This window comes from Prevotella rectalis (assembly GCF_900607215.1).
GTDB classification, from domain to species: Bacteria; Bacteroidota; Bacteroidia; order Bacteroidales; family Bacteroidaceae; genus Prevotella; species Prevotella brunnea.
This window is the reverse complement of record NZ_LR027820.1, coordinates 1,040,552-1,063,048: the sequence shown is the minus strand read 5'-3', so window position 1 is coordinate 1,063,048 and position 22,497 is coordinate 1,040,552. Positions and strand designations below refer to the sequence as shown.

Genomic DNA, 22,497 nt, shown 5'->3' with positions numbered 1-22,497 from the left:
ATTCGGCTGGAATCATTTCCAATATTCTTGCATTTTGATATAATTGGATATATGACAATGTGTTAAACTGTTTTGCTAAACTTTCACTTTGCAGTTGTTTTTGTGGTGGTAACACACCAGTAACACATTGTGTATATGACCCAACAAGAATCATTAGCACAGATTCTATTGAGGATGTTTTTAACTTGGTCAAGGAGCTACACAACCATATTTTATATCGAAGTGTTTGAGGGACAAGGTGCATCAAAAATTAAAAACTTAGCATAACACCTACTCCATCTAAATAACGAAACAAAGATAGCTGTTTTTCTTGAATATGACAACTAAACTCATAAAAGATTCAATCAAAGAATACAAAAATAATCATTGAATGACAATAAAGAGCATCAACAATTAAGGTAGGTTCTATATAATTCATATATTAATCCTGAGGTTTGAACCTTGAAACCTGAAATATGGAAATTGAAACAAATATTTTCATAGTTGGTGCGGACGATTGGACGGCGGCTGCTTTGATTCATAATTTGTTCAAACACAAAGTAGTGTTTGGAATATGCAATCTTTTAGAATCAGGTTTAGAAACAGCTCTGAAAGAAGCACAGAAAGTAGGTACTAAGAGGTGTTCATATGAAGGGGCGCGTGGCATGATGCAGCAATGAAACACTAAAGGATGGAGATATAAATGGAATAACAGCAAAAATCAAATTGCGAAGTGCCACATCAAGCAACCATCCTTTGGGTATCAGTCCGTCAAAAAATGGAAACAACACTGAGTTCACGATTTTTTCTGTTTGTAATGGGAGCGTCAAGCTTACAGGCATTGCATCTTTACGGTTGAGATACGATTCGTCATAGCAGAAGTGGTATTCGCCACCATATTCTGTCAGGATGCCAGCAAGGATTCTCTTTCAATATACCTCAGCTTGTCTCATTGTCTCTGGTAGCCGTTAATACGTAATCAAACCTCTCACGCCCCTATAGGGCTCGTCCTGAATTTTTCCAGAGGTGTTTTTGTATTTTATTCTATTTTTAAAGTCTTTGTAACTTCTGCTGACTATCTTTGTGCCATTTATCAACCATCCAAGCATGAAGAGCTCAAAGAAACTTTCCCTTGTCCATGGGGTACGGCGGCTGGCCTACCTCCTCCTCTTGTCCGCATGCCTCCTCGCCTGTTCGTCTGAGGAGAACGGTACAATGCCTGGCACACCCCTTTCTTTCACGACACTGGTCTATATGATGGCCGACAACTCCATGGATTCACAGGTGGACTATGCGGTCGGTCAGCTCAAGCAGGGAATGAAAAGCAAGGACGTGGGCAACACGGTGATTTATCTCGACCGGCAGGATGCTTCACCACGGCTGTTCCGCATTTCAAGGCAGGGAGAAGAAATACCCCTTAAAGACTATCCAGAGGAGAACTCGGCCAAGGCGGAAACGCTGGTGCGTGTCATTGGTGAGACTAAGCAGCTTGTTCCTGCCGACCATTTCGGGCTTGTGTTGTGGGGACATGCCACGGGCTGGCTGCCGGGAGGCTATTCGCACCACATCATGCAGGTCAGCGTCCCTTCACGTCAAAATCTCAACACCCGATATATGGGCCTTGACGGCACGCCCAACGAGGCAACCACCTCTCCATTGATAGAGATAGACGCCCTGGCCAAGTTGCTGCCCGACCAAGTGGCTGACTACATTTGGTTCGATGCCTGTCTAATGGCGAATGTCGAGACGTTCTACCAGCTACGCCACAAGTGCCAGTACCTCATCGGGTCGCCCACGGTAGTACTTGCCGAAGCCCAGTACGACGTTTCGGGCATTCCCTATGCCAAGGTGCTGCCTTTTCTGTTCGGTGGAAAGGATGCTTTGGTGCAGGCCTGCAAGACCTATTATCGTCACTATGAGGGAAAGAAATACAGCAATATGCGCTCTGCCACGATTACACTGGTTGATGCGTCCAAGATGGATGCCCTCTACCAGCATGTGAACGTCCTTTTGAAGGATAGGCTGTCCTGCGTGGAGACGATGGACACCCGCACCCTGCAAGCCTACCACCGCGACAATGATCCACACGTCTTTTTCGACCTGGCTGACATGGTTCATCAGTCAGCGGACCAAGCCACTTCGGCATTCGACAAAGCTCTGTCCGATGCGGTGCTCTACAGGGCCGCCACCAACAAGTTCCTTGACCAGCTTACGCTCGTCCCCAGTCATTGCTGTGGGCTGAGTGTCTATGTCCCTTTGAAACAATGGAGCGCCACGAAAGAATACAAGTATTATTTCAGGGAAATGGAGTGGAGCAATGTGTATGGAGCTAATACTCCTTGAACATCAGTAGGGTATGGGAACATACCCAGGAGCAGGGGATGCGGACTCCTCATTCCAAACATACGATGCTGGTTTCCATTCCCTGGAAGTCATATCGTTTCATAGAGCCGAAAGAGAAAAAGAGGGGTTCCGGAGTAATCTGATAGATCTGCATGAATCCTTTAGCAACATCTTGTGGAGTTGGGACAGCCTCCCTACCGTCCTTTGCCGAAACAATGCACAGTCGGTGGTGGAACGAACTAATATAGTCTTTGACAACACTTGATTTACAAAGCAACTCCAGTGCCGCATTCAGTTGTTGACGAGCTCTTATCTTTTTTTTGGCGATTTTTCCTTCTGATAATTCTTGGATAATAAAATATTTCTTGCCTTCATCTGTATTATAAACTATTAAGTCTGGACGAGGTTCTTCCTTGAGCATGGCGACCTTCGCGTTCCCTTGCCCATCATTGAAGACAAACTGATTCATATATTCCTCAAAGCAGACAAATCTAAGTGGATAAGTATTATCTGGAGTTCCATTGATATAAGAAGCTGCCCCGGATCCATAGGCTTTCTTGATAGAGAGGGAGCTGTTTTTGGGGTCTTGGACATCAAACAAATATTCGCTTATATCTTCTATCCGAACTTCAGGTACAGACTTCCATTCAGGTGCTTGTCTTATCCTTTTCTTGTTGATAACCTCCAAGACATCCGACCGTAGGTAATCTTCCAATTCCATCCGTGTTCAATTATTGTATTCCGTGTACATTTCTGCAATGGGATCAGACATCAGACGGGCATCAATAATCGTGTCGCCTTGAGCTGTCTTCATCTTCAATGAAACGGCGGTTCCATCCATAATAGCATAGACATCCACTTTATCCGGATCCATACAAGCCTTCGTTTGCTCGCCTTTGACAAGCCGCTTCATCAGCAAGTTGAGATAGTTAACCAAATATGGACTATGAGTGGCCATCATCAGCGTCATATTGTACGGATGGTCGGTCCTAAAACAACGCTCAACAAGAAAATCCATCAATGAAGCCTGATTGTCAGGATAGAGGCTCAGCTCAGGTTCCTCTATCAGGATATGAACATTCTTTTGCTCTATTTCTCCAATATTCTGAGCAGTGTTAAAGTATTTCAACCGATCTCCTGCCTGCAAATACTGAAACAACGAAGTATCCATAGATTTCTTAGGGTCGAAATAGCGGGAATAATATTCTACGATCAAGCTCATCGGAATGACATTCTGCATTCCAGAAGATGCGTTCTTCAGACTGACATTATAAGGTTGGTTGTCCTGATTTTCACCCATTACTTTATATTTGGCAGCACTGCCACTCTTTTCCACCTTGAACTTTACGCCGAGATAATCTACAGGAAATTCCTCGATGACTCCCTGCGCCAGCAGAAAATTTTCCATCGTATCCTCTAGATAATAATTAGCATTTTTTCTATTAAATTTATTGTCAACCAGATCCGGTAAAATCACTCTCTTGTCGGACAAGAAGCATATTTTCTCCAGACTCAAATCTTTGGGACTTATAGTTATGGTGGCATCCAGTTTACCATTGCGATAAGCAATTTCGTATTTACCTCTCCGATAGATAATCTTCGTCTTCGTCTTCGTATTCTTCTTGTCCCTATATTCTTCGAGACCAGATGTGCGAAGCAAAGCTTGAAAATCAAACCTAATCCCATTATCATTGATGTCGGCCTGTTTTACATACGAGCGAAGTACGACCCGTTTATAAATCCATCGGAACATAGACAGCAATTTCATAACGGTACTTTTTCCGCTTCCTGATTCACCAACAAGCAATGTCAGTTGAGCTATATGATCTAATTCAACATCCACGATGGGACCGAAATGCTGGATTCTTATATATTCATTCATGATGATATTTCTTTATGACAAGAGTTGTTTGGTGCAAAGATAAGCAATATATATAAGAAAACAATATTATCTTTATAAATAATACTCTCTTTACGGGCTTCTTCTCACTCCGTAAACATCAGCAGGGCTAAGAGGGTGTAGCCACCTTGGATCAGAGCAAGGCGGATATTCCTGCGCATGAGGCTATATTTCTTATAGACAGTGGCTTCCGTATAGCCTACCATCCTGCCCACCTCACGGGCAGGGCAGCCCTCTTCCATCTTGCGGAACACGATCTGTTCCCTTTTCCTGTATCTTTTCAATACTTTCGAGACGATGGATTCAATCTCCCGACTGGCTATGCCACCTGAGGCATCCGCCGACTTATCCTTGACGTTATAGGCTACAGTTTTAAACTTTTCCTGTTCATCTAAAGAAACAAGTCCGTATTTCTTGTGTAGTTTTTCTTTTCGATACAAATCTATGACCTGACAGCGGGCTATGTTCATCAGGAATCCCTTAATCCTGTCCGACGATTCGAGGTACGTCAATTCTTCTGCTCTTTCCAGGAGGGTAAGCCACAGAGACTGCGCCATGTCGCTGGCGGCCTCCTTGCCGTGCGTCCTGCAATAATAGGTAATTAAAGTATCCTCATACCGTGTGTAAAGAGTGGAAAAAGCCTTCTGCCACCCTTCACATCTTGATGCAATCATCCGGAGCGCTTCAAGATCATCCATTTCCGTTGTCTCACCTACGATCGATCGCTGTTCATAGACTAACATGCGGCAAAGGTAGTTTGGGATTGTTAAAATATCAATACAATTTTATGAATAATTTGTTATAAAAAATAGAAGCGTTCATGCGGCCCTTTCTTCTGGAAAGCCTTTGAAATAAGGGCTTTGCAAAATTTAATGTAATTGTAACGTGATTTTCGGTAAAGATGCCGCCCTTTCTACGGTATTATATATGGAGGGCCACCATCACGGGGCATCCATACATTTTAAATATAGAACATCAACCCATATATGAGTGAATTAAGAAATCAACTGATCAGGGAAGCCTGCGACTTTTACAACCGGCACATGAGGCATACCGACGATGCTCCTGTTCTGGAGACCGACATAGAGGAGGAGCTGTCGTCGGCTCTTCCCGTCTCTCCCGACTGTCGGCGTGAGATTGAGGCTTGCAAGCGCATGACGCGTCGTGCGCTGTCTCGCCGATTGGGATTCAGGGTCGGTGTCTCCCACCGGAACAATACCGTCCGTATGGCATGGAGGTACTGGGGTGCGGCGGCCATGCTCGTTCTCCTTGCCGGTGTGGGGTTTCTGCTCGTGGGGCAGCGGTTCTCCTCCCCGTCTCCCCGCATGCAGCTGCTGGCCCGCTGCGCCGCCGACACCACCGTCACCCTGCCCGACGGCACGAGGGTGGATCTTCAGGGTGGCAGCTCCCTCTCCATCGCCGACGACTTCGGGCGCTCTTCCCGTGTGGTCGCCATGAGCGGACAGGCATTCTTCGACGTGGCCACCGATTCTGACCGCCTGTTCACCGTCGAGGCCGGGCAGCTCCACGCCGTGGTCCACGGCACTTCTTTTAATGTGCTCGCCCATCCGGGGCAGACTGTCAGCGAGATTACCGTGAGCAGCGGATGCGTCGAGGTGAAGAAAGCCCACGGCGGACACTCCTTCGGCCGCTATCGCCACGGTGACCAAATCACCTACGATGCCTCCACCAGCCGTGAGAGCGTCGGCAAGGTCGATGTGGGAGACATGACGGAATGGCGGAGCCACGAGTTCCACCTCACCGATGCCACGCTCCCGCAGTTCCGCGAGAAGATGCGCCGCTATTTCGGCGTGGAGGTCACCGTGGCACAGGGAGCCATCAGCCCGTCTGCCCGCATCAACTGCTCGGTCACGACCACCCGTCCCACCGTGGGCAACGTCATGGAGGCCGTCTGCACCATCTTCGGCGCAAGCTACCGACAACAGGGTAGCCGGATCATCATTTATCCGGCAAACAACATATAGCACGCCTTCCCTTCCAAGCGCCGGAAGAGAGAACTCAACAAAGTTTGGCAACACGGATGTGCAGGCAGGAAGCCCGCACGGACAGGAGTTTGCCCTTCGGGGCCGACAGCCACAGGTATGTCTATCATCATAATATCAAAACATAGAAAAGAAAATGGAAAAAAGGAACTACACCTTTAAAAAGACCCTCCTTGCCGTGGGTCTGCTCTTTCTCACGGGAGGATTCAACGGCTCCCCGTGCCATGCGGGCACACCGGCAACCGCCGTCACTCTCTCCCAGCTCTCCGCCGGCTATCCCAAGGAGAGTCTCAGCAGCCGTCTCGGCCGTATCCGCCATCGCTACGGGGTGGACATCAACTTCGACTCGTCCAAGATGGGCGGCATCACCGTTGCAGCCGGCAAGCCCGCCGGTGCGGAGCAGGACATCCGCGCCTGTCTCGCCGGCACCGCCTACAACTACCGCCAAGGTCCTGGCACCAACACCTACACCGTGTTCAGGGATGCCGCCAAGAAAACGGCACAGCCGTCCACCCAACCCACGGCGAATAGCCAGCAGCCCCAACGCCTTGCCGTGAAGCCCGACAATGCCACGGCAGCGCACGGCACCATTTCGGGAACGGTGCTCGACAAGGAGGGATTCCCCGTCATCGGCGCCACCGTCATGGTGGTGGGCATGAGCGGCAAGGGCGACGCCACCGACCTCAAGGGCCACTACGCCATCACCGGTCTGCCCAGCCGCTCGTTCACCGTCGAGGCCTCGTGCATCTCCTATCAGAAGATGCGTGTCTCCGATGTCAAGGTGCACGGCGGCAGAACCACCAAGCTCGACTTCATCCTGCAGGAAGCCACCAGCGAGCTGCAGGGCGTCACCGTCACGGCGTCCTACAACAATGCCACGGCCAACGCCTTGCTCGCCCAGCAGAAGAACCGCATGGCCATGAGCGATGGCATCAGTGCAGACCTCATTCGTAAGACCCCCGACAACAACGTGGCGCAGGTCTTGGGCCGCGTCTCCGGCGTCACCATTGACAAGGGTAAATATGTGGTGGTGCGCGGCATGAGCGAACGTTACAACAACGTGCAGCTCAACGGGGCTGCCCTGCCCAGCACTGAGCCCAACAAGCGCAACTTCTCTTTCGATGTCATCCCCGCCGGACTGGTGGACAAGGTGACCATCGCAAAAACCTTCACCCCCGACTTGCCCGCCGAGTTCACGGGCGGATTGGTGGAGGTCAACACGCTGTCCGTGCCCACCAAGAAGTTTCTCAACGTGAGCATCGGCACGGGTATCAATACCATTTCCACCGGCAAAACCATGGAGACGGGCATCAACTACGCCTCCGACTATCTCTTCGGCAATATCAAGGATCGCAAGTGGGCCACCGAGGACCATTCCGCCGAGGCAGCTGACGTGTACTGCAAGAACGCCGCACAGCGCAACCCCATCCAGTTTTTCAAGTACAAGGCCTTGCCGCTGCAGACCTACTCGCTCACGGCAGGCATTCCCATCACCCTGCACAACGGCCACAAGCTCGGCGCTGTGCTCGCCCTGACCTACCGCAACGAGCAGACCATCCACAACATCAAGGAGGCACGAATGATCAGCGCCGACTCCCTCTTCCGTACCAACCGAGCCTACAACTTCGTCACCGCCACCGGTGCCGTACTCAACATGGGCTGGCAGGCGCGCAACCACAAAATTACGTGGCGCAATCTCTTCAATAACCGCTTCACCCACACCACCACCGACCGATTTATCGTCACCGATTACACCGCATGGTGGACCAGAGAGCTCTACAGCAACCCGCTGCGCACGTTGATGTTCCAGACACAGATGGACGGCGAGCACAAGTTCTGGGAGGATCAGCTCATCCTCACCTGGAATGCCTCCTACAACAAGGTGAACCGCACCAACCCCAACACTGCATTGGTCGAAGCGAATATGGTAGGTGACCGCTATACGACGAATATCTTTGGCTGGAGACCTGCCAGTGGCAGCGCCAGTCAATTTGATCTTACCAGTGGTCATCTGATGTATTCCGACCTGAACGAAAGCAAGAAGACCGTAGGAGTCAACGTGGAGCATCCTTTCGAGGTGGCAGGCAACAAGCAGCGTGTCAAGGCTGGTTACATGGGTACCTTTCGCCGGTCCGACTTTTTCCAGCAGTACATCAAGCCCCACATAACAAGCCCTACCGGCCAATTACCGGATAAAGGCTTACCCCTCAACGATGCCTTCAATCCCAAATGGTTCGAACAGGGCTTTGCGGTATATTCGCCGGTCGGCATCATGGGTTCATACGCTGACTATTACGAGGGCAGCCAGGACGTGCATGCCGCCTATTTGATGGGCGATTTCACTTTCTTCAACCGTCTCCACCTCACCGCTGGCGTGCGTATGGAGGATGCCCAAACAAGCACCACCACGAGAACAGCCATCCTGACTTCTACGAGTGTTAACTGGAACGACACTACTATTTCCATTAAAAACACCGACTGGCTGCCCGCTGCCACCTTGGTCTATAACATCACGCCCACGCTCAACGCCCGCCTGGCCTTCAGCAAGACCCTTGCCCGCCCTGAGTTCCGTGAACTCACGTTCACCCCATACTATAGAGTGGAAGACCGCATGATTACCTATACAAAATTTGGAGATTACGTCAAGCAGTCCAAAATCACCAACTGGGACCTGCGCTTCGAGTGGTACCCATCCCTGGGCGAGGTGGTCTCATTGAGCCTATTCCACAAGAAGTTCAAGGATCCGGCAGAGGTCTATACCTGGCTAAGACAGGACGGTCACAACTACGACGAGATTCATGCCAATCTGCCCGAAGCCACCGCCAAGGGCATCGAGCTGAACGTGCGCAAGTCGTTAGGATTCCTGCTGCCTGGCTCCTTCCTCCGTGACCTTTGGTTCACGGGCAACTTCTCGATTATCGATGGTACAGTGAAACTCAACTACGATGAGAGCATACAGAACAGTTATAAGAATCGCAGACGCCCATTAATGGGAATGTCGCCCTACACCGTGAACGCGGGGTTGGGCTACTTCGGTAAGAAGTTTAGCGCTACAGTCAACTATGGGCGTAAAGGACGCAGTCTGCTACTATCAGCGGAGAATGACGCGTATGACATCTACGAGAATCCGCGCAATGTGCTTGACCTACAACTTGCCGCCAAGTTCCTGAAAAATCGGCTTGAGGTGAAGTTCAATGCCAGTGACCTGCTTCACGAAGACTACATCCTCTACCGCAACTGCCACGGGTACATCGATACAAGTGGCAACTGGTCGGATATTGTCGATTGGACGGACAAGGGTATGGACTATACCCCCGGTGACTGGGTCATCAGCCGCATCAACAAGGGGGTGAATCTCTCTCTGACGGTAAGTTATCAACTTTAATTCACCCGTAAGGGTACTACATCAATTCGAGATAGTATGCAAAAGGACCAGATACGAGAAAGTCCAGCCAAGTAAGATAACAACAGTGGAACTTTTCATCCTTGACGGTCCCGAGGCATCTATTAATAATCATTTATTAACTAAATTCATTCTATTATGAAGAATTTTAAAAAGTTCGCCATGCTCCTCGTAGCAGTCATGGCAGTGGGAGTCACAATGACTTCGTGTTCAAATGAGGACGAAACAATCCCTGTAGTGAACAATGTACGTGCAACGGAAACGCTGTCGAGTATCATCAGTGCTGACAAGACGTTGTACAGCAATGTCACCTATCAGCTCAGTGGAAAAACCTACGTCACCAACGGTGCCACGCTCACCATTCAGCCGGGTACACGCATTGAGGGTCTTTACAACAGTGAAAACACCATGGCTTCTGCTCTAATCATCACCCGTGGGTGCAAAATCATGGCTCAGGGTACAGCCGATAAGCCTATCGTGTTCACAGCCCAAAATGGACAGAAAGGCGGATGGGGCGGTCTCGTCATTCTTGGCAAGGCTGTTGTCAATCAGGGCACGGAGTGTGCCATTGAGGGCATCGACGCATCCACAGCACCCGCAGGCGTGGACATCCATTTCGGCGGTACGAACGACAACGACAATTCTGGCGTGTTGAGCTATGTACGCGTGGAATATGCCGGTGCCAGCATTGCTGCCGACAATGAGCTGAACGCCTTCACCTTCGGTGGCGTGGGTCGTGGTACGCGGCTCGACCACTGCCAGGCATTTCATGGTGCCGACGATGCCTTCGAGTTCTTCGGCGGATGCGTCAACGGCAAGTACCTTGTTTCCACTGCCACCGACGACGATGGTCTCGACTTCGACTGGGGGTACACAGGAACTATCCAGTATGCGCTGGTCACCATCGAGCCTACCATGAAATATTCGAAAGACCCGAATGGTATCGAATGTGACAATGACAAACTTGGTTCTACAAAGACTCCCTTCACTCATCCCGTATTGAGCAATTTGACGATAAAAGGAACTACAAAAGGACAGGTAGCGCAGGTTGGTGAAAGTGGAACTGCTCTGAAGTCTTGCGCTGATTTCCGTCGCAACTGTGAGTTCACATTGATCAACAGTGTGGTCTATGGTTTTCCGAGAGGCATTCTGAGAGAAACCAAGAACTCTAACTATGTTTTAGAAAACAATGTTATTTGTGCTGCTTCAAATGGACAGGTAGCTGGTATTAACTTCAGTGCCGACAAAGCTACGAATGATACCTTTACCCCATCGGCTTCCAATGTGGGACTGACGGATTATAGCCTCATCAAACTTAACAATCCATGGGGCAATTACAAGACTAAGGCTTTGATACCGCTTGGCAATCCTGCCATGACGGGGGCCTATTCTCTTACCGGCATAGAGGCTGTCAATTATAAAGGTGCGTTCAACCCCAGATTAAAAACAGTCTGGACGGCTCAGGCTTGGGTAAGATAAATATAAAATATTCTCAGGATAGTAGGCCAGCCAAGGTTGGCTTACCATCCTTTGATACGTTTAATTAAAAAGAAAAACAAATGAAAACCAAAAATTTACTTTTTGCCATGCTGCTACTTGGCAGCGCAACTGTTGTTAATGCGCAGGAGAATCTACTTAGTAATCCAGGGTTTGAAGGTGAGACAATCGTCATTGATGAGGTAAACGGTATCATTCGTCCGACAGGCTGGTATAATCCATTTGATTATGAAGAAGGGGATGTTCATTTCAGCACAATTGTCTCCGAAGCTCATTCCGGCAACGCAGCGCTGTATATGATGTATGCTTCCGAAGGTTATCCAAGTGGAGGTAATGAGATACAGTGTATAGATGCCTCTGTTACAGGGTTAGATAAGGTATATACGTTTTCTTTCTGGTACAAAGTAATCAAGGCGAAAAACTATAAAGGGAGGCCTATAGAATGGAAATATTGCATTGGAATGTGGCACTCCTCCGACAGCGATGAAATAGGTAATGTAGATGCTGTGGCAGACCAAGGCATAGATTCACAAGGCATAGTCACAAATGGAGAGGCTATAGAGGGAGACTGGAAGTTCGCTACTGTCGATTATGATTTTGGAGACCGTTTGGCAAGATATGCTCCAAGCAAATTTTATACCTACGACAAGAGCAAGATGAAATATTTATTAATTGGAGTGAAAGTTAGTTCTGGCGACCTCTTGCTCGATGACTTTTCCCTGACGGTGAAAGGCGGCACGAGCGGCATCGAGACCACAACCGCCAATCAGCCTTTGCCCGTGAAGGTAGATGGTGGCGAGCTGTATGTGGGCGGCGTGAAAGGCAGCCGCATCACTGTGTACGACGCCATTGGCAGGACGGTGGCCAACACTGTGGCAACCAGCGAAACCACCCACATCAGTAACTTGCCCAAGAACCAACTGTTGGTGGTGAAAGCTGGAAACAAGACAGCGAAAGTAATGATGAGATAATTCATAATGCATAATTCACAATGCATCATTATTTCCATCCGGACTGTTATCATGCACTTGGACAAAAATGCTATCGGTCGGAGGAATCATAACAACAAGGTGGTGTGCCGCACACTCTGCTGGCAACTCCGCCTTGTTTCTACCAAAATATTGTAAAGAATGAAAATACTCAATCAAATCTTTCTCACGGCAACAGCCGTGGTGCTGCTTGCGGGTTGCAGCTATAACGACGAGCCCTTGGACGGCGGCTACTATCATCTGACGGTGGCAGAGCCCTATTCGTATGACTCTTGCTATTTCATGCTGGATGGTCAGAGTTTTTCTGGTAAGACAGCAAGTCTATCTAAGGATAGGGGTTTCACGAACAGCACCTACCGCGTCCGCGCAGATGCGAAGGGCGTGTTGCAGGGCTTTCGCAAAGGAGCCGACCAGCCCGATTTCTCTATGAACGTGGACCTGAGCCAGCAGCGTGACTTCACCTTCGTGCAATTGCCGGGGCAGAAACTCATGACACCCGACGAGTCGGAAGGTGGCGAGCCGATGCCTACAGAGCCAGGACACGTCAAAGCCCGCTTCTTCTACACAGACAAGACCTATCCCGACATTCACCACATGCGTGTGCAAATACTCAGTGGCAAAAATCCGTTTTCCAGCAAGAAGCTCTTATCCGTGTTGTTGGAACAGAACGTGCCGGGGCAGTTCGTGGAGATAGACACCACGGCTGTGCAGGGAAATTTTTATTTTCGCCTGTACAATGCCGACGTGACACCCGAGAAGCGTATCGGCTTTATGCCCACGCTGATGAAGTTTGACAGCGATGCCCGTCAGACCTTGCAGGTGAATGGACATTCGGGAAATATTGAATATGAGTTTTAATGAACAATGCACAATTCATAATTCATCATGCTCATTACTTTCCGTTGGTCGGTGACCTTCGGTTCAAAGTTTAAAGATCAAACCTCAAAGTTCAAAGTTCAAACCTCAAAGTTCAAAGTTCAAACCTCAAAGTTCAAAGTTCAAACCTCAAAGTTCAAAGTTCAAAGTTCAATGTTCAAAGTAAAAAATATCTTATTGATGCTCTGTATGTTCTCCATCACCACTCATGCGGAGAACGGGAGCGTGGTGAAGGCTCCATCGGCTGCCTCGCACAAGACGGTGGTGACGGCAGCCGGAGCAACGCTGCCCCTGCCTTTCTACAACAAAGCGTTCGAGTTGTACTGGGAGAAAAACGACGTACCCGTGACCTATGCCGGTATCGGCTCGGAGCGGGGTCTGAAAGCTCTGCAACGCCGACAGATCGACTTTGCGGGCGTGGACGTGCTGCCCACCAAAGCAGAGCGCGACAGCCTGCCGGGAAAGGTGCTGGCACTGCCCACCTGTATGGGGGCGGTGACCGTGGCCTACAACCTGAAGGGTACGGACAACCTGCGGCTGACGGGCGAACTGCTGGCCGACATCTTCATGGGTAAAATCGTGAAGTGGAACGATGCCCGCATTGCAGCGGTGAACCCCAAGCTATCACTGCCCGACCGGGAGATTACCCCCGTGTTCCGTCTCGACGGCAGCGGCACCACCTACGTGTTCTCCCAGTATCTCTCAAAGGTGAGCGACGCATGGAAAAACGCTATGGGCGTGGGCAAGAAGATAGGCTGCAAGGTGGGCGTGGCTGCCAATGGCAATACTGGCGTGGCAGGCCTGGTGGAACGCATACCAGGAAGCATCGGCTATGTGGCGACGGAATACACCACCGCCTTCGACACGCAACGGGCATGGCTGCGCAATGCCGCCGGCACGTTTGTGCTGCCCACGCAGGAGAGCATCATGGCTGCTGCCGAACAGGAGGGCAATGCCACCGACATCACCAACGCCACCGATGCCGGGGCATACCCCATCAGCTGCTACACCTGGGTGTTGGTGTATCAGGAGCAGAGCTACGCCTTGCGGTCATATCATGAGGCACAGGAGACGGTGAGCGTTCTGCGCTGGCTGCTCAGCCCAGAGGCACAGGAGCTGACCACCCGTCTGCTCTACTCGCCACTGCCCACCCGCACCGCTGCCGCCGCCGCACGTCTGCTGGACAGCATGACGTATGAGGGCAAGAAGATGAAATAGCTCCCCCCCGCCTCTTTGACGTCCTCAAAAGAAACATCCCCTCATGAGGACTCCTCATGAAAACTTTTTTATTCTTCATAACTTGAACGCTTGTGGCGCACCGCAACTTACCCCTGCGGTCGTCCACAGGCGTTTTTGTTTGCCTTGTAGTCTCGATGGCGGAGAAAATCCTGAACCTTATCAAAAATTCCTGTTGAGTATGAATATTCCATCCGTGTCCGTCAGATAATTGACAAAAGCAGTCTCACTCCTTCTTCATAGGAAGCGTTGGGTAACGTTAAATACTTGGTTGGTTGGTCGATTTAAACTGATTGGTTTTCGTTTTCCACCATTTTTGCTTATATTTTTGTAGCAAAAATTTAATTTCTATTTCCTGTCAAACCATTTTGACCCAAGAAAGGAAACCAGAAATTCTACATTCGATGAAACGGAAGCCATGGAAGGATTTTTTGCATTTTTGATATTCCCTCAGCAAGATAGATGCTCATTCTCTTTTGGATCTCAGTGCAATATTGCCCTCATTTAAAATCAGAAGATTATGCCAAAAGTAGAAAGAGTTATCCATCCAACGACATGGATTAGGGAAATTCATGTAGGCCAGTTGAAGATCACCAATGTATCACTGGACAAGCGTCACAGCTTTGTGAACATGATCAGCGATTACAACCGCTCTTGGGGAGCCATCGCTGGTAAGTTCATCCATTACAGCTACAACAGCTATGGCTGCCGGCTGGCCATCTATGCAGTATCATCAGAGGAACGTAAACAGGAATTAAACAAGGAAACAGATGAAGGAAAATGGAAAGAAAAACTCCCCATTGATTTCTACGGAAAGAAAGAATGGGAAGCGGAAAGCGAGCATGACTGATTTCATGGCTGCCAGTCATGGAGTACTTAACACCTCGGACACGGTCTATACCGTGCCCGACATCGCCCTTATGCTCGGACGCAAGGAGTGTACCATCAGGAAGCGCATCGAAAAAGGCCTTATCCCAGCTCATAAGATGGGTCGTTGTTGGTATGTCCTGAAATCGGAGTTCATTGCAGAATTAAGAGATACTTAGCAAATCCTCTAAATAACAAGTGACTAAGTAGAAGCCCTTGGCCGACCCGCTGAGAAGCCAGTCGGCTGAGGCATTTTTTTGTAACCCCAAACATGATTAGAGGATGAAATGATACCCAAGGCCATTATAGAAAAGATACTTGATGCGGCGCATATAGAAGAGGTGGTGGGCGAATTCTTGTCACTCCAGAAGCGAGGCATCATCTATCGTGCGCTGTGTCCTTTCCATCAGGAGAAGACACCGTCGTTTACAGTTACGCCCAACCGCAGCATGTTCTACTGTTTCGGGTGCCATAAGGGAGGTAATGCGATTACCTTCCTGATGGAGCATGAGAACATGACCTACCCAGAGGCCGTGAAATGGCTGGGCAGGAAGTACGGTATAGAGGTGGAGGAACGTGAGGAAACCATCGATGAGAAGCAGCAGCGCCTGAGACGTGAGTCGCTACTGATTGTCAATGCCACCGTACATAAGCATTACCGTGAGGTGTTTCTGCGCTACAAGCCTGCCCAGGACTATGCCTACCGCCGCTGGGGGCAGAAGTATTGCGATGAGATAGAGATCGGTTTTGCGCCCATCGACGGCAAAGCCCTCGCTCGTCTGCCCTTGCAAAAGGAATTTCTCCAGGAGTTGGGACTCATTAACAAGCAGGGCTACGACTTCTTCCAAAACCGTATCGTCATCCCCATCAAAGACCGCTACCAGCACATCATCGGCTTCACAGCAAGGGTGATGGACGACAGTCAGCCAAAGTATCTCAATAGCAAGGAGTCGTTTCTTTACAATAAGCGTAACACGGTCTTTGGTTTGGACGTGGCATGGCGGGCGGCAGGAAAGGCCGAGCAGATGTACCTTGTGGAGGGAGCCCCCGACTGTATGCGTCTGCATGCCATTGGTGTGCAGAACGCCGTAGCCGACCTTGGTTCGGCATGGACAGCGGAGCAGTTTCAACTCATCAAGAGGGCAACCAGTAAGGTGTGCTTCATTCCCGACAACGACCCACCCAAGGGCGGCGCCGATTATGGTACGGGTATCGAAGCCGTAATGAAGGCAGGGAAGCTCGCCACTGAACAGCACCTTATCGTATCGGTCAAGGAAATACCCACCTCCGAAGAAGGTAAGAAGGAAGATCCCGATACCTATTTCAAGAATCAAGCGCTCTTCAAGGCTGTTGAGGAAGAGGACTTTATCCTGTGGCTGGCCGCCAAACTATTTGAGACGAGCGGCAACACTGAGCAAAAGAGTGATGCCGTGAAGCAGATAGCCCACCTGTTGTCTTTTATCGATGACGACACCAAGCTCACCATGTTCATTGATGCCCTCACCAAATATCACCGAGGAAAACTCTTCTGGCAGAAAGCCGTCGAGAACGAGAGGACGAGGCGCGACAGCCCAAAGGAGGACGAAATCGACCTAAACCGTCAGTACGGTTTTTGGATAGACCACGGCAAATACTTCTCCACCACCGAGAAGGGAGGAGTGATTGAATGGAGCAATTTTACGCTGACACCACTCTTCCACATCAAGGACCCGCTTATGGCCAAACGACTCTTCTTGCTCACCAACGAGTTGGGCATCAAGGAAATTATAGAGATGGAGCAGGAAGACCTTATCTCGCTGCAAAAGTTCCGCCAAAAACTCGAATCTCTCGGCAACTTCATCTGGAAGGCTGGCGAGAAGGAACTCATTAAGCTGAAGTGCTTCCTCTACGAAAAGACCGAGACAGCAGCCCAAATCAAGCAGCTCGGCTGGAACAAGAAAGGCTTCTATGCCTTTGGCAACGGCATCTATTATGGAGGGAAGTTCAGTGAAGTCAACGAGTATGGTATCGTACACCTGGACGAGAAGGGTAACTACTACCTGCCAGCCTTCTCTCAGATTTATAAGGAAAACACTGACTATTTCCGTTTCGAGCGTCAGTTTGTGCATTTTAATTTCTCAATGATTTTGCTCCGGGACTTCACCCGTCAACTCTTCCTCGTCTTTGGCGACAATGGCAAGATAGGCTTCTGCTTTTATCTCGCCACCCTTTTCCGTGACATCATCACCCTCACCACACGCTCATTTCCCATCCTCGATCTCTTCGGTCCGAAGGGTTCTGGCAAGAGTGAGTTAGGACACACCTTGATGTCGTTCTTCGTGATTGACAACATACCGCCCAACATACAGAACTCCACCATTCCTGCGCTCAACGACACGGTAGCTGCCGCTGCCAATGCTCTGGTGCACATCGACGAATACAAGAACGGCATCGACACCGCCAAGATAGAGTTTATCAAGGGCCTTTGGGACGGTACTGGTCGCACGCGCATGAACATGGCCACCGACAAGAAGAAGGAGACCACCGCCGTAGATGCAGGCGTGATTATCTCCGGACAAGAGATGCCTACGACCGACATCGCACTCTTCAGCCGGCTTATCTTCCTCTCGTTTCCCAAGTCAGACTTTACGGATGATGAAAAGAAGAACTACCAAAGATTGCTCATGATGCGTTCCAAAGGAATGACGCACTTAACCCTACAGCTTTTGACCCATAGGGAACTGTTTGTCAAAGCCTTTTATGACCAGTATCATTTGATATTGGGTGATGTAAACAAACGGTTAGGCAGTAGGAATGTCATCGACCGCATTGTGCAAAACTGGGTGGTCCCACTTACAGCCTTCCGATGTTTGGAAGGCAAATTGGATTTGCCTCTCTCGTATTCAGAAGTATTGAATATCACGGTTGAAGGCATTATACACCAAAACATGGAATGTAAGACAAACGACGAGTTGGGTAGCTTCTGGCGCATGGTGCAGTTTCTCAATAGTGAGGGTGAAATTTACGAAGATGCCGATTTTAGAATTAGATCTGTCAGCCGGTTCCATTCCAGTATCATCAATGAAACGGAATGGGCAGAGCCGCACAAGATACTCTATCTTCAGAAGACCCGCATCTTCATGCTCTATAAGCTCAATGCCCACCGCAACGGAGAGACCTCACTGCCCGAAGAGTCGCTGCGTTACTATTTAGAAAACAGCAAAGAGTATCTTGGCGAGCAGCGCATGACGTATCATGTTGTCAAAAAGGGTAACCAGGTCCTTGACTTCGATCACCGTGATGCCAAGGGGCAGCCCACCAAAATGTCCGTCCAACAACGTTCCTATTGCTTTGACTATGAGAAGCTCGTCGAGGCGTTTGACATCAATCTGGAGATGACAAGGGAAGAAAATAATAGTTAAATACAACCTATGAGTTGTATAATTCAAATATATAACTTATCTTTGCAACATAAAAGAAAGAACATGACGTTCGATAAAATTACTGACGACGGTCGTCTATGGGCTGTGCGATACAATGGAGAGAGCGATAATGCACTCTATACGCTGTTTGACAAGTGGGGCAATGTAGTATGGCTTAGACAATTCTTCCGTGATAATTGGGATGATCTGATAGCCCACTTCAAGGTGACAGACATCAACCAAGCCATAGAAGACACGATTGAGGACAGCGATCAACTGCAATGTTTGATGCTGGACTTAAATCCTGATTCAGACTTAGAATTGCTATTTCACCCATTGGAAAACTTCCGCACCTCGGAGATGGTGCTCGGCAAAGAAAAAGCCAGGCTGAAACGAACGATTCGTCATTCTTCGTGGCTTCGCATCTATGCTATAAAGTTATCACAAGGCGTATATGTCATCACAGGTGGGGCTATTAAACTTACGCTCAAAATGGAAGAGCGAAACCACACAAAGGCGGAATTGGCAAAACTGGAAAAAGTCCGCCGTTTCCTCCTGAATGAGGATATTATCGACGATGATTCTTTCATAGATTATGTTACCACAATATAAAAAAGGAGGTAAGTATGAACCAAATTATAAACAAACTGGAGGCGCATGAGAGCAAGACACCCTCTCGCTGGCGTGAGGCTGCCGAATACCGACAGGCCAACAAGTCGTGGCTTCGCCACTCGCAGCGTATTGCGATGCTTATGCTCGACAAGATGGACGAGCTCCATCTTACCCAGACAGAACTTGCCCAGCGCTTGGGCTGCTCGCAGCAGTATGTGTCAAAGATACTCCGAGGGAAAGAGAATCTCTCCATCGAGACGCTTTGCAAGATAGAAGATGCCCTCTCACTCCACTTACTCCCCAGCGAGGTAGAAACGGTTTGATGAAGTTATACTCACATGACGAGATGCTCAACCGAGTGTTGGGCAGCAAAAACACGTCTGCCCGTAATGCTTACGAGCAGAAAACGAATCGCTTCTTGAAAAAGATAAAAGACGCTCATTGAGCAAAAAAGAGAAGTAACAGGGACTCACTCTGGATACCCTAAGAACTGCTGGTGAGTCATGATAGGCTACCCGCCATTATCAGGTAATTTGTCCTGGTAATGGCGGCTTCATTTTTGCCCTAAAAAAATTCTCAGTAAACCCCAAAAATGCTTGTCTTGCTTGTCTTATATGTCTTGTCGTTGAGTATCAATAAATTATATGTCTCTGATGTTGTCTTGACTTGTCATCGCTTGTCTTAGAAAATGGTCGAAGTGAAGAATCTTTCTATTTTAGTCTAATAATAAAAGTCTTGTCTAATAACAAAGAATATTATATTATTGTATATCAACACTTTATGTGTTTATGACAAATAAGACAGAAAAGACAGCCCAAATATATGTGCCCTACAAAAAAAATAAAAAGGCGGAAGCTCCGCCTTTTCTATAACGCTTAGCAGCACTCGGCCATTTGAAAGCGAGCCTTCATGGCTCTCGCTTGCAAAGCCTTTCGTTACTGCTCATCATATAGCCTTGAGAGGAAGTCCTGTAGTCGCTTATCCTGTATCTCGGTAAGTAGACAGGGCTTAAAGCCTGGTACTTGCCTAATGCTCAACATGCCCAGTCCATACCGTGAGCCAGCCACCTTGATGCCTTCCATCTCCTTTACAGAGGCGTAGCCATACTCCGTTTCAGCTATCCCCACTACGATACAGAACAAAGTAAAGTCGTTGCCTTCTGGTTGCCCCTCCAGTACATACCAGCGGATGAGTCCAAATTCAAACACACAGACGCAAGTGTCGTCCTTCTGCTTCCCGTCCTGAGGATAAAGAGGGAAATCTTTCAACTGTTTGGCGAGTTTTGCCGTCATCAAATGATTTGCTATATTAAATGCTATTGTGGAGCAGTGGTGAGCACCCCATCACCTAACTTTGTTTAGTTTCTCACAGCAAAAAGAGAGCGCCATGGCAGGTAATGAGTTGAAGAGAGCCGGAAATGGAATGGAAGAACTGCATGCAAGGATGCTTGGGCATCTTGTTGCAAGTTTGGAATGGAATGTGGCATCTTCAACTCATCACTGGCCTTGTTGCGCACGAAATGACCTAACCTCTCTCCCTTGTCATTCTACGTCCCTGAAGAATGATGAAAGCGGTATTGTAATGGTTGCTGCTCTATGCGCAATGAATGGAGATACGACTTTCAGGGAAAAAGCCTTCTGAAATATAGGTAAAACCACATAGGTAGTCTGTGTAACCCCAATGCAACACAAGAATTGCGTTACACTGGAGATGCACTGACGTTACACAGGAAAAATGTGCAATATGGTGTGCATAGGCACGGAGCAGGAAGTAAGATGGCGGAGCCGTGGAGCGGTCATGGGCGACAGTCCATCATCAGCGTAACAGCGGTAGCCTATCTTTCCTGTACCATGCTATGCACTCCATCCAGCACATAATGGATAACCGATCTCCCTTGTTGCTCCGTGTTCCAACGAAGCGATGAAAGCGGTGTGGAGTCATCACACTCATTTATGACGTGATAGCGAAATACGGCTTTCAGGGACATTAAGTACTCCCAAATAAAAGTCTTGTTTTTGATGCAAAAGCAAGACTTTTATTTTAACCAAGCATTATTCAGCTAAGCATCTTTCTCCCAAATAGGCAGCGGACTGTGACAGCTGCCCGATTTTGAAAGCTGGTCATACCTTGTCAGATATACTCCAGCCATGCTCACTCCTCCCTACTTATTCTGCCCACCTGCTTACAAGGATGGTTGCAGAATACCCAATCAATCTCACGGTATGACAAAGTGGTCTGTATGCCACTGTCCATGACCATTCCACAGTGTTTTAGGATTTTGCATAACACTTGGCTTCCTCGCTGCTCTCTGCTTCTATCTTGAAAGTACCCTCGAATATGTATCGAGCCGGTACGCTATAAATCTTCTTCATTGTATTTCCTTTTGCAGGAGTATGCCTGTAACTCGGCACACTCCTGGTTCTACTTAGTCAAACATCGCATTGACGTGGGTTTCAAACTCGTCGTCTGAATAGCTGTAGAAGATGTCATCTTCCACATATCCGTAAAATAGATTGTCCACTGATGGAAAATCTTCTTTCCACTTGTCGCACACACTACAGGGTGCAAATAGGGCATCGCCCAACTGCGCATTGCTAATCTCTCTTGCATCAACGCCCTCTATCGAAAAAATACTGATATTCCCCATGCTTTTAGAAATGAAAATCAATGATACCACCGATATAAAGTTCGTCACCCTCCGTCAGATGCTCCACCATGCGCATCAACTCCGCCGACTTTTCCGCAAAAGTCTGATAGTCGTCATTACAAAGGTAGAATTGGGCATCAGTGTCCAGCGGATTTTGCAGCTCGGTCTCCAACTGGTATACCTCACCGCAAAAGTTCATCACGTTTTCCGTGTTTACCTTTGCCGCTTTCGTCTGAATACGCTCAACCCACTCACGTTTCCACTGCTCAAACCCGCCTTGATACACCAAAGTCGTTTCATCTTTCAGGCGAAACATACCCAATGGCAGAATATGAGCCATGAGCGAGTAAACGGCTCTCTTCCGTTCTTCTTCTGATATGGCGGCACAATAGTCATAATCGCTGCCATCACCCTGCAACAAGGTATCTTCACAAAGATAGCCCTCGATGCGTTCTTCCGATAATTGAAAAATCCATGCGTGCATAACTTATCATTTTAAGAGGTTATCAATCTTAATCTTTTCCCTTTTGTGAAGTCTTCAGACTTCTTGCAGGTACTTGATTTTCGAGCAAGAAAGGACGGCATAAGCGGGAAAGACAAGGCAAGCAATGCACGGAAAAATTGACGGAATACCCAAATCTTGATTTGAGGAAGGCTGCCGTCTATTTTTCTGCGTATAGCCATAGCGGTGCTTGCCGCTCTTTCCTATGCCGTAACTTTGCAAAGAAAATGAGTACTTGCAAC

General features: G+C 48.6%; 21 protein-coding genes. 14 read left to right on the top strand and 7 right to left on the bottom strand.

Going from position 1 to position 22,497, the window contains the following annotated elements:
• Nucleotides 1-455: 455 nt before the first annotated feature.
• A complete protein-coding gene (locus E0E16_RS05565) occupies nucleotides 456-659 on the top strand; it encodes a hypothetical protein (protein ID WP_240048110.1) in 204 nt (67 codons plus the stop codon).
• Here the strand turns inward: E0E16_RS05565 and E0E16_RS05560 are convergent.
• Nucleotides 624-890 (bottom strand): HipA N-terminal domain-containing protein, encoded by a 267-nt coding sequence (locus E0E16_RS05560; protein ID WP_305000469.1) that lies wholly within the window; start codon nucleotides 888-890, stop codon nucleotides 624-626. The two genes, E0E16_RS05565 and E0E16_RS05560, sit on opposite strands and share 36 nt — an antisense overlap.
• Nucleotides 891-1,194: 304 nt before the next feature.
• Between E0E16_RS05560 and E0E16_RS05555 the strand changes: the two genes are divergently transcribed.
• Nucleotides 1,195-2,322 (top strand): clostripain-related cysteine peptidase, encoded by a 1,128-nt coding sequence (locus E0E16_RS05555; RefSeq protein ID WP_240048111.1) that lies wholly within the window; start codon nucleotides 1,195-1,197, stop codon nucleotides 2,320-2,322.
• Between the two features lie 49 nt (nucleotides 2,323-2,371).
• On the opposite strand, the gene E0E16_RS05550 is transcribed toward E0E16_RS05555, so the two are convergent.
• The 3 genes from E0E16_RS05550 to E0E16_RS05540 form a co-directional block, all read right to left on the bottom strand.
• On the bottom strand, nucleotides 2,372-3,043 hold the full coding sequence (locus tag E0E16_RS05550) for a hypothetical protein (RefSeq protein WP_130829483.1): 672 nt from the start codon (nucleotides 3,041-3,043) through the stop codon (nucleotides 2,372-2,374).
• A 6-nt stretch (nucleotides 3,044-3,049) separates the two neighbouring features.
• Nucleotides 3,050-4,204 carry an AAA family ATPase gene (locus E0E16_RS05545; RefSeq protein WP_130829482.1) on the bottom strand — a complete coding sequence of 385 codons (1,155 nt, stop codon included), beginning with the start codon at nucleotides 4,202-4,204 and terminating at the stop codon, nucleotides 3,050-3,052.
• A gap of 104 nt (nucleotides 4,205-4,308) precedes the next feature.
• Nucleotides 4,309-4,920 (bottom strand): RNA polymerase sigma factor, encoded by a 612-nt coding sequence (locus E0E16_RS05540; protein WP_158635971.1) that lies wholly within the window; start codon nucleotides 4,918-4,920, stop codon nucleotides 4,309-4,311.
• Nucleotides 4,921-5,208: 288 nt separating this feature from the next.
• On the opposite strand from E0E16_RS05540, the gene E0E16_RS05535 reads away from it, so the two are divergent.
• The 12 genes from E0E16_RS05535 to E0E16_RS13925 all read left to right on the top strand — a co-directional run bounded on the left by E0E16_RS05535 (nucleotide 5,209) and on the right by E0E16_RS13925 (nucleotide 19,551).
• The gene (locus E0E16_RS05535) at nucleotides 5,209-6,207 is read left to right on the top strand and encodes a FecR family protein (protein ID WP_130829478.1); all 999 of its coding nucleotides are present in this window, start codon (nucleotides 5,209-5,211) and stop codon (nucleotides 6,205-6,207) included.
• A 154-nt stretch (nucleotides 6,208-6,361) separates the two neighbouring features.
• Complete coding sequence (locus E0E16_RS05530; protein WP_130829476.1) at nucleotides 6,362-9,610, top strand: TonB-dependent receptor; 3,249 nt, start codon at nucleotides 6,362-6,364, stop codon at nucleotides 9,608-9,610.
• 156 nt (nucleotides 9,611-9,766) lie between these two features.
• Complete coding sequence (locus E0E16_RS05525) at nucleotides 9,767-11,107, top strand: beta-helix domain-containing protein (RefSeq protein WP_130829474.1); 1,341 nt, start codon at nucleotides 9,767-9,769, stop codon at nucleotides 11,105-11,107.
• An 80-nt stretch (nucleotides 11,108-11,187) separates the two neighbouring features.
• Entirely contained in the window at nucleotides 11,188-12,096 is a 909-nt protein-coding gene (locus tag E0E16_RS05520; RefSeq protein ID WP_116616140.1) for a DUF6383 domain-containing protein, read from the top strand.
• Nucleotides 12,097-12,255: 159 nt separating this feature from the next.
• Nucleotides 12,256-12,972 carry a hypothetical protein gene (locus E0E16_RS05515; RefSeq protein WP_147785436.1) on the top strand — a complete coding sequence of 239 codons (717 nt, stop codon included), beginning with the start codon at nucleotides 12,256-12,258 and terminating at the stop codon, nucleotides 12,970-12,972.
• A gap of 27 nt (nucleotides 12,973-12,999) precedes the next feature.
• Complete coding sequence (gene pstS / locus E0E16_RS05510; protein WP_240048112.1) at nucleotides 13,000-14,208, top strand: phosphate ABC transporter substrate-binding protein PstS; 1,209 nt, start codon at nucleotides 13,000-13,002, stop codon at nucleotides 14,206-14,208.
• A gap of 538 nt (nucleotides 14,209-14,746) precedes the next feature.
• Nucleotides 14,747-15,076, top strand: coding sequence for a hypothetical protein (locus E0E16_RS05505; protein WP_116616139.1), 330 nt, complete (start codon nucleotides 14,747-14,749; stop codon nucleotides 15,074-15,076).
• The gene (locus E0E16_RS05500; RefSeq protein ID WP_007175168.1) at nucleotides 15,069-15,272 is read left to right on the top strand and encodes a helix-turn-helix domain-containing protein; all 204 of its coding nucleotides are present in this window, start codon (nucleotides 15,069-15,071) and stop codon (nucleotides 15,270-15,272) included. The genes E0E16_RS05505 and E0E16_RS05500 overlap by 8 nt, the downstream gene beginning before the upstream one ends.
• A 108-nt stretch (nucleotides 15,273-15,380) precedes the next feature.
• Entirely contained in the window at nucleotides 15,381-18,494 is a 3,114-nt protein-coding gene (dnaG, locus tag E0E16_RS05495; protein ID WP_130829470.1) for a DNA primase, read from the top strand.
• Between the two features lie 63 nt (nucleotides 18,495-18,557).
• A complete protein-coding gene (locus tag E0E16_RS05490; protein ID WP_130829468.1) occupies nucleotides 18,558-19,106 on the top strand; it encodes a hypothetical protein in 549 nt (182 codons plus the stop codon).
• Nucleotides 19,107-19,120: 14 nt separating this feature from the next.
• Nucleotides 19,121-19,429 (top strand): helix-turn-helix domain-containing protein, encoded by a 309-nt coding sequence (locus E0E16_RS05485; protein WP_130829466.1) that lies wholly within the window; start codon nucleotides 19,121-19,123, stop codon nucleotides 19,427-19,429.
• Nucleotides 19,429-19,551, top strand: coding sequence for an XRE family transcriptional regulator (locus E0E16_RS13925; protein WP_130829464.1), 123 nt, complete (start codon nucleotides 19,429-19,431; stop codon nucleotides 19,549-19,551). The genes E0E16_RS05485 and E0E16_RS13925 overlap by 1 nt, the downstream gene beginning before the upstream one ends.
• 490 nt (nucleotides 19,552-20,041) lie before the next feature.
• Here the strand turns inward: E0E16_RS13925 and E0E16_RS05475 are convergent, their stop codons facing one another.
• The 3 genes from E0E16_RS05475 to E0E16_RS05455 form a co-directional block, all read right to left on the bottom strand.
• Nucleotides 20,042-20,398, bottom strand: coding sequence for a hypothetical protein (locus E0E16_RS05475; RefSeq protein ID WP_130829461.1), 357 nt, complete (start codon nucleotides 20,396-20,398; stop codon nucleotides 20,042-20,044).
• Nucleotides 20,399-21,531: 1,133 nt separating this feature from the next.
• Nucleotides 21,532-21,753: an NrfD family oxidoreductase membrane subunit gene (locus tag E0E16_RS05460; protein ID WP_130829457.1), complete on the bottom strand. Its 222-nt coding sequence runs from the start codon at nucleotides 21,751-21,753 to the stop codon at nucleotides 21,532-21,534.
• Between the two features lie 4 nt (nucleotides 21,754-21,757).
• Nucleotides 21,758-22,237, bottom strand: coding sequence for a hypothetical protein (locus E0E16_RS05455; protein WP_130829455.1), 480 nt, complete (start codon nucleotides 22,235-22,237; stop codon nucleotides 21,758-21,760).
• Between the last annotated feature and the right edge of the window lie 260 nt (nucleotides 22,238-22,497).

Coding starts and splice junctions, on each gene's coding strand:
- E0E16_RS05565 (WP_240048110.1), top strand. CDS start 456: ATGGAAATTGAAACAAATATTTTCATAGTTGGTGCGGACGATTGGACG.
- E0E16_RS05555 (WP_240048111.1), top strand. CDS start 1,195: ATGCCTGGCACACCCCTTTCTTTCACGACACTGGTCTATATGATGGCC.
- E0E16_RS05550 (WP_130829483.1), bottom strand. CDS start 3,043: ATGGAATTGGAAGATTACCTACGGTCGGATGTCTTGGAGGTTATCAAC.
- E0E16_RS05545 (WP_130829482.1), bottom strand. CDS start 4,204: ATGAATGAATATATAAGAATCCAGCATTTCGGTCCCATCGTGGATGTT.
- E0E16_RS05540 (WP_158635971.1), bottom strand. CDS start 4,920: ATGGATGATCTTGAAGCGCTCCGGATGATTGCATCAAGATGTGAAGGG.
- E0E16_RS05535 (WP_130829478.1), top strand. CDS start 5,209: ATGAGTGAATTAAGAAATCAACTGATCAGGGAAGCCTGCGACTTTTAC.
- E0E16_RS05530 (WP_130829476.1), top strand. CDS start 6,362: ATGGAAAAAAGGAACTACACCTTTAAAAAGACCCTCCTTGCCGTGGGT.
- E0E16_RS05525 (WP_130829474.1), top strand. CDS start 9,767: ATGAAGAATTTTAAAAAGTTCGCCATGCTCCTCGTAGCAGTCATGGCA.
- E0E16_RS05520 (WP_116616140.1), top strand. CDS start 11,188: ATGAAAACCAAAAATTTACTTTTTGCCATGCTGCTACTTGGCAGCGCA.
- E0E16_RS05515 (WP_147785436.1), top strand. CDS start 12,256: ATGAAAATACTCAATCAAATCTTTCTCACGGCAACAGCCGTGGTGCTG.
- pstS (WP_240048112.1), top strand. CDS start 13,000: ATGCTCATTACTTTCCGTTGGTCGGTGACCTTCGGTTCAAAGTTTAAA.
- E0E16_RS05505 (WP_116616139.1), top strand. CDS start 14,747: ATGCCAAAAGTAGAAAGAGTTATCCATCCAACGACATGGATTAGGGAA.
- E0E16_RS05500 (WP_007175168.1), top strand. CDS start 15,069: ATGACTGATTTCATGGCTGCCAGTCATGGAGTACTTAACACCTCGGAC.
- dnaG (WP_130829470.1), top strand. CDS start 15,381: ATGATACCCAAGGCCATTATAGAAAAGATACTTGATGCGGCGCATATA.
- E0E16_RS05490 (WP_130829468.1), top strand. CDS start 18,558: ATGACGTTCGATAAAATTACTGACGACGGTCGTCTATGGGCTGTGCGA.
- E0E16_RS05485 (WP_130829466.1), top strand. CDS start 19,121: ATGAACCAAATTATAAACAAACTGGAGGCGCATGAGAGCAAGACACCC.
- E0E16_RS13925 (WP_130829464.1), top strand. CDS start 19,429: ATGAAGTTATACTCACATGACGAGATGCTCAACCGAGTGTTGGGCAGC.
- E0E16_RS05475 (WP_130829461.1), bottom strand. CDS start 20,398: ATGACGGCAAAACTCGCCAAACAGTTGAAAGATTTCCCTCTTTATCCT.
- E0E16_RS05460 (WP_130829457.1), bottom strand. CDS start 21,753: ATGGGGAATATCAGTATTTTTTCGATAGAGGGCGTTGATGCAAGAGAG.
- E0E16_RS05455 (WP_130829455.1), bottom strand. CDS start 22,237: ATGCACGCATGGATTTTTCAATTATCGGAAGAACGCATCGAGGGCTAT.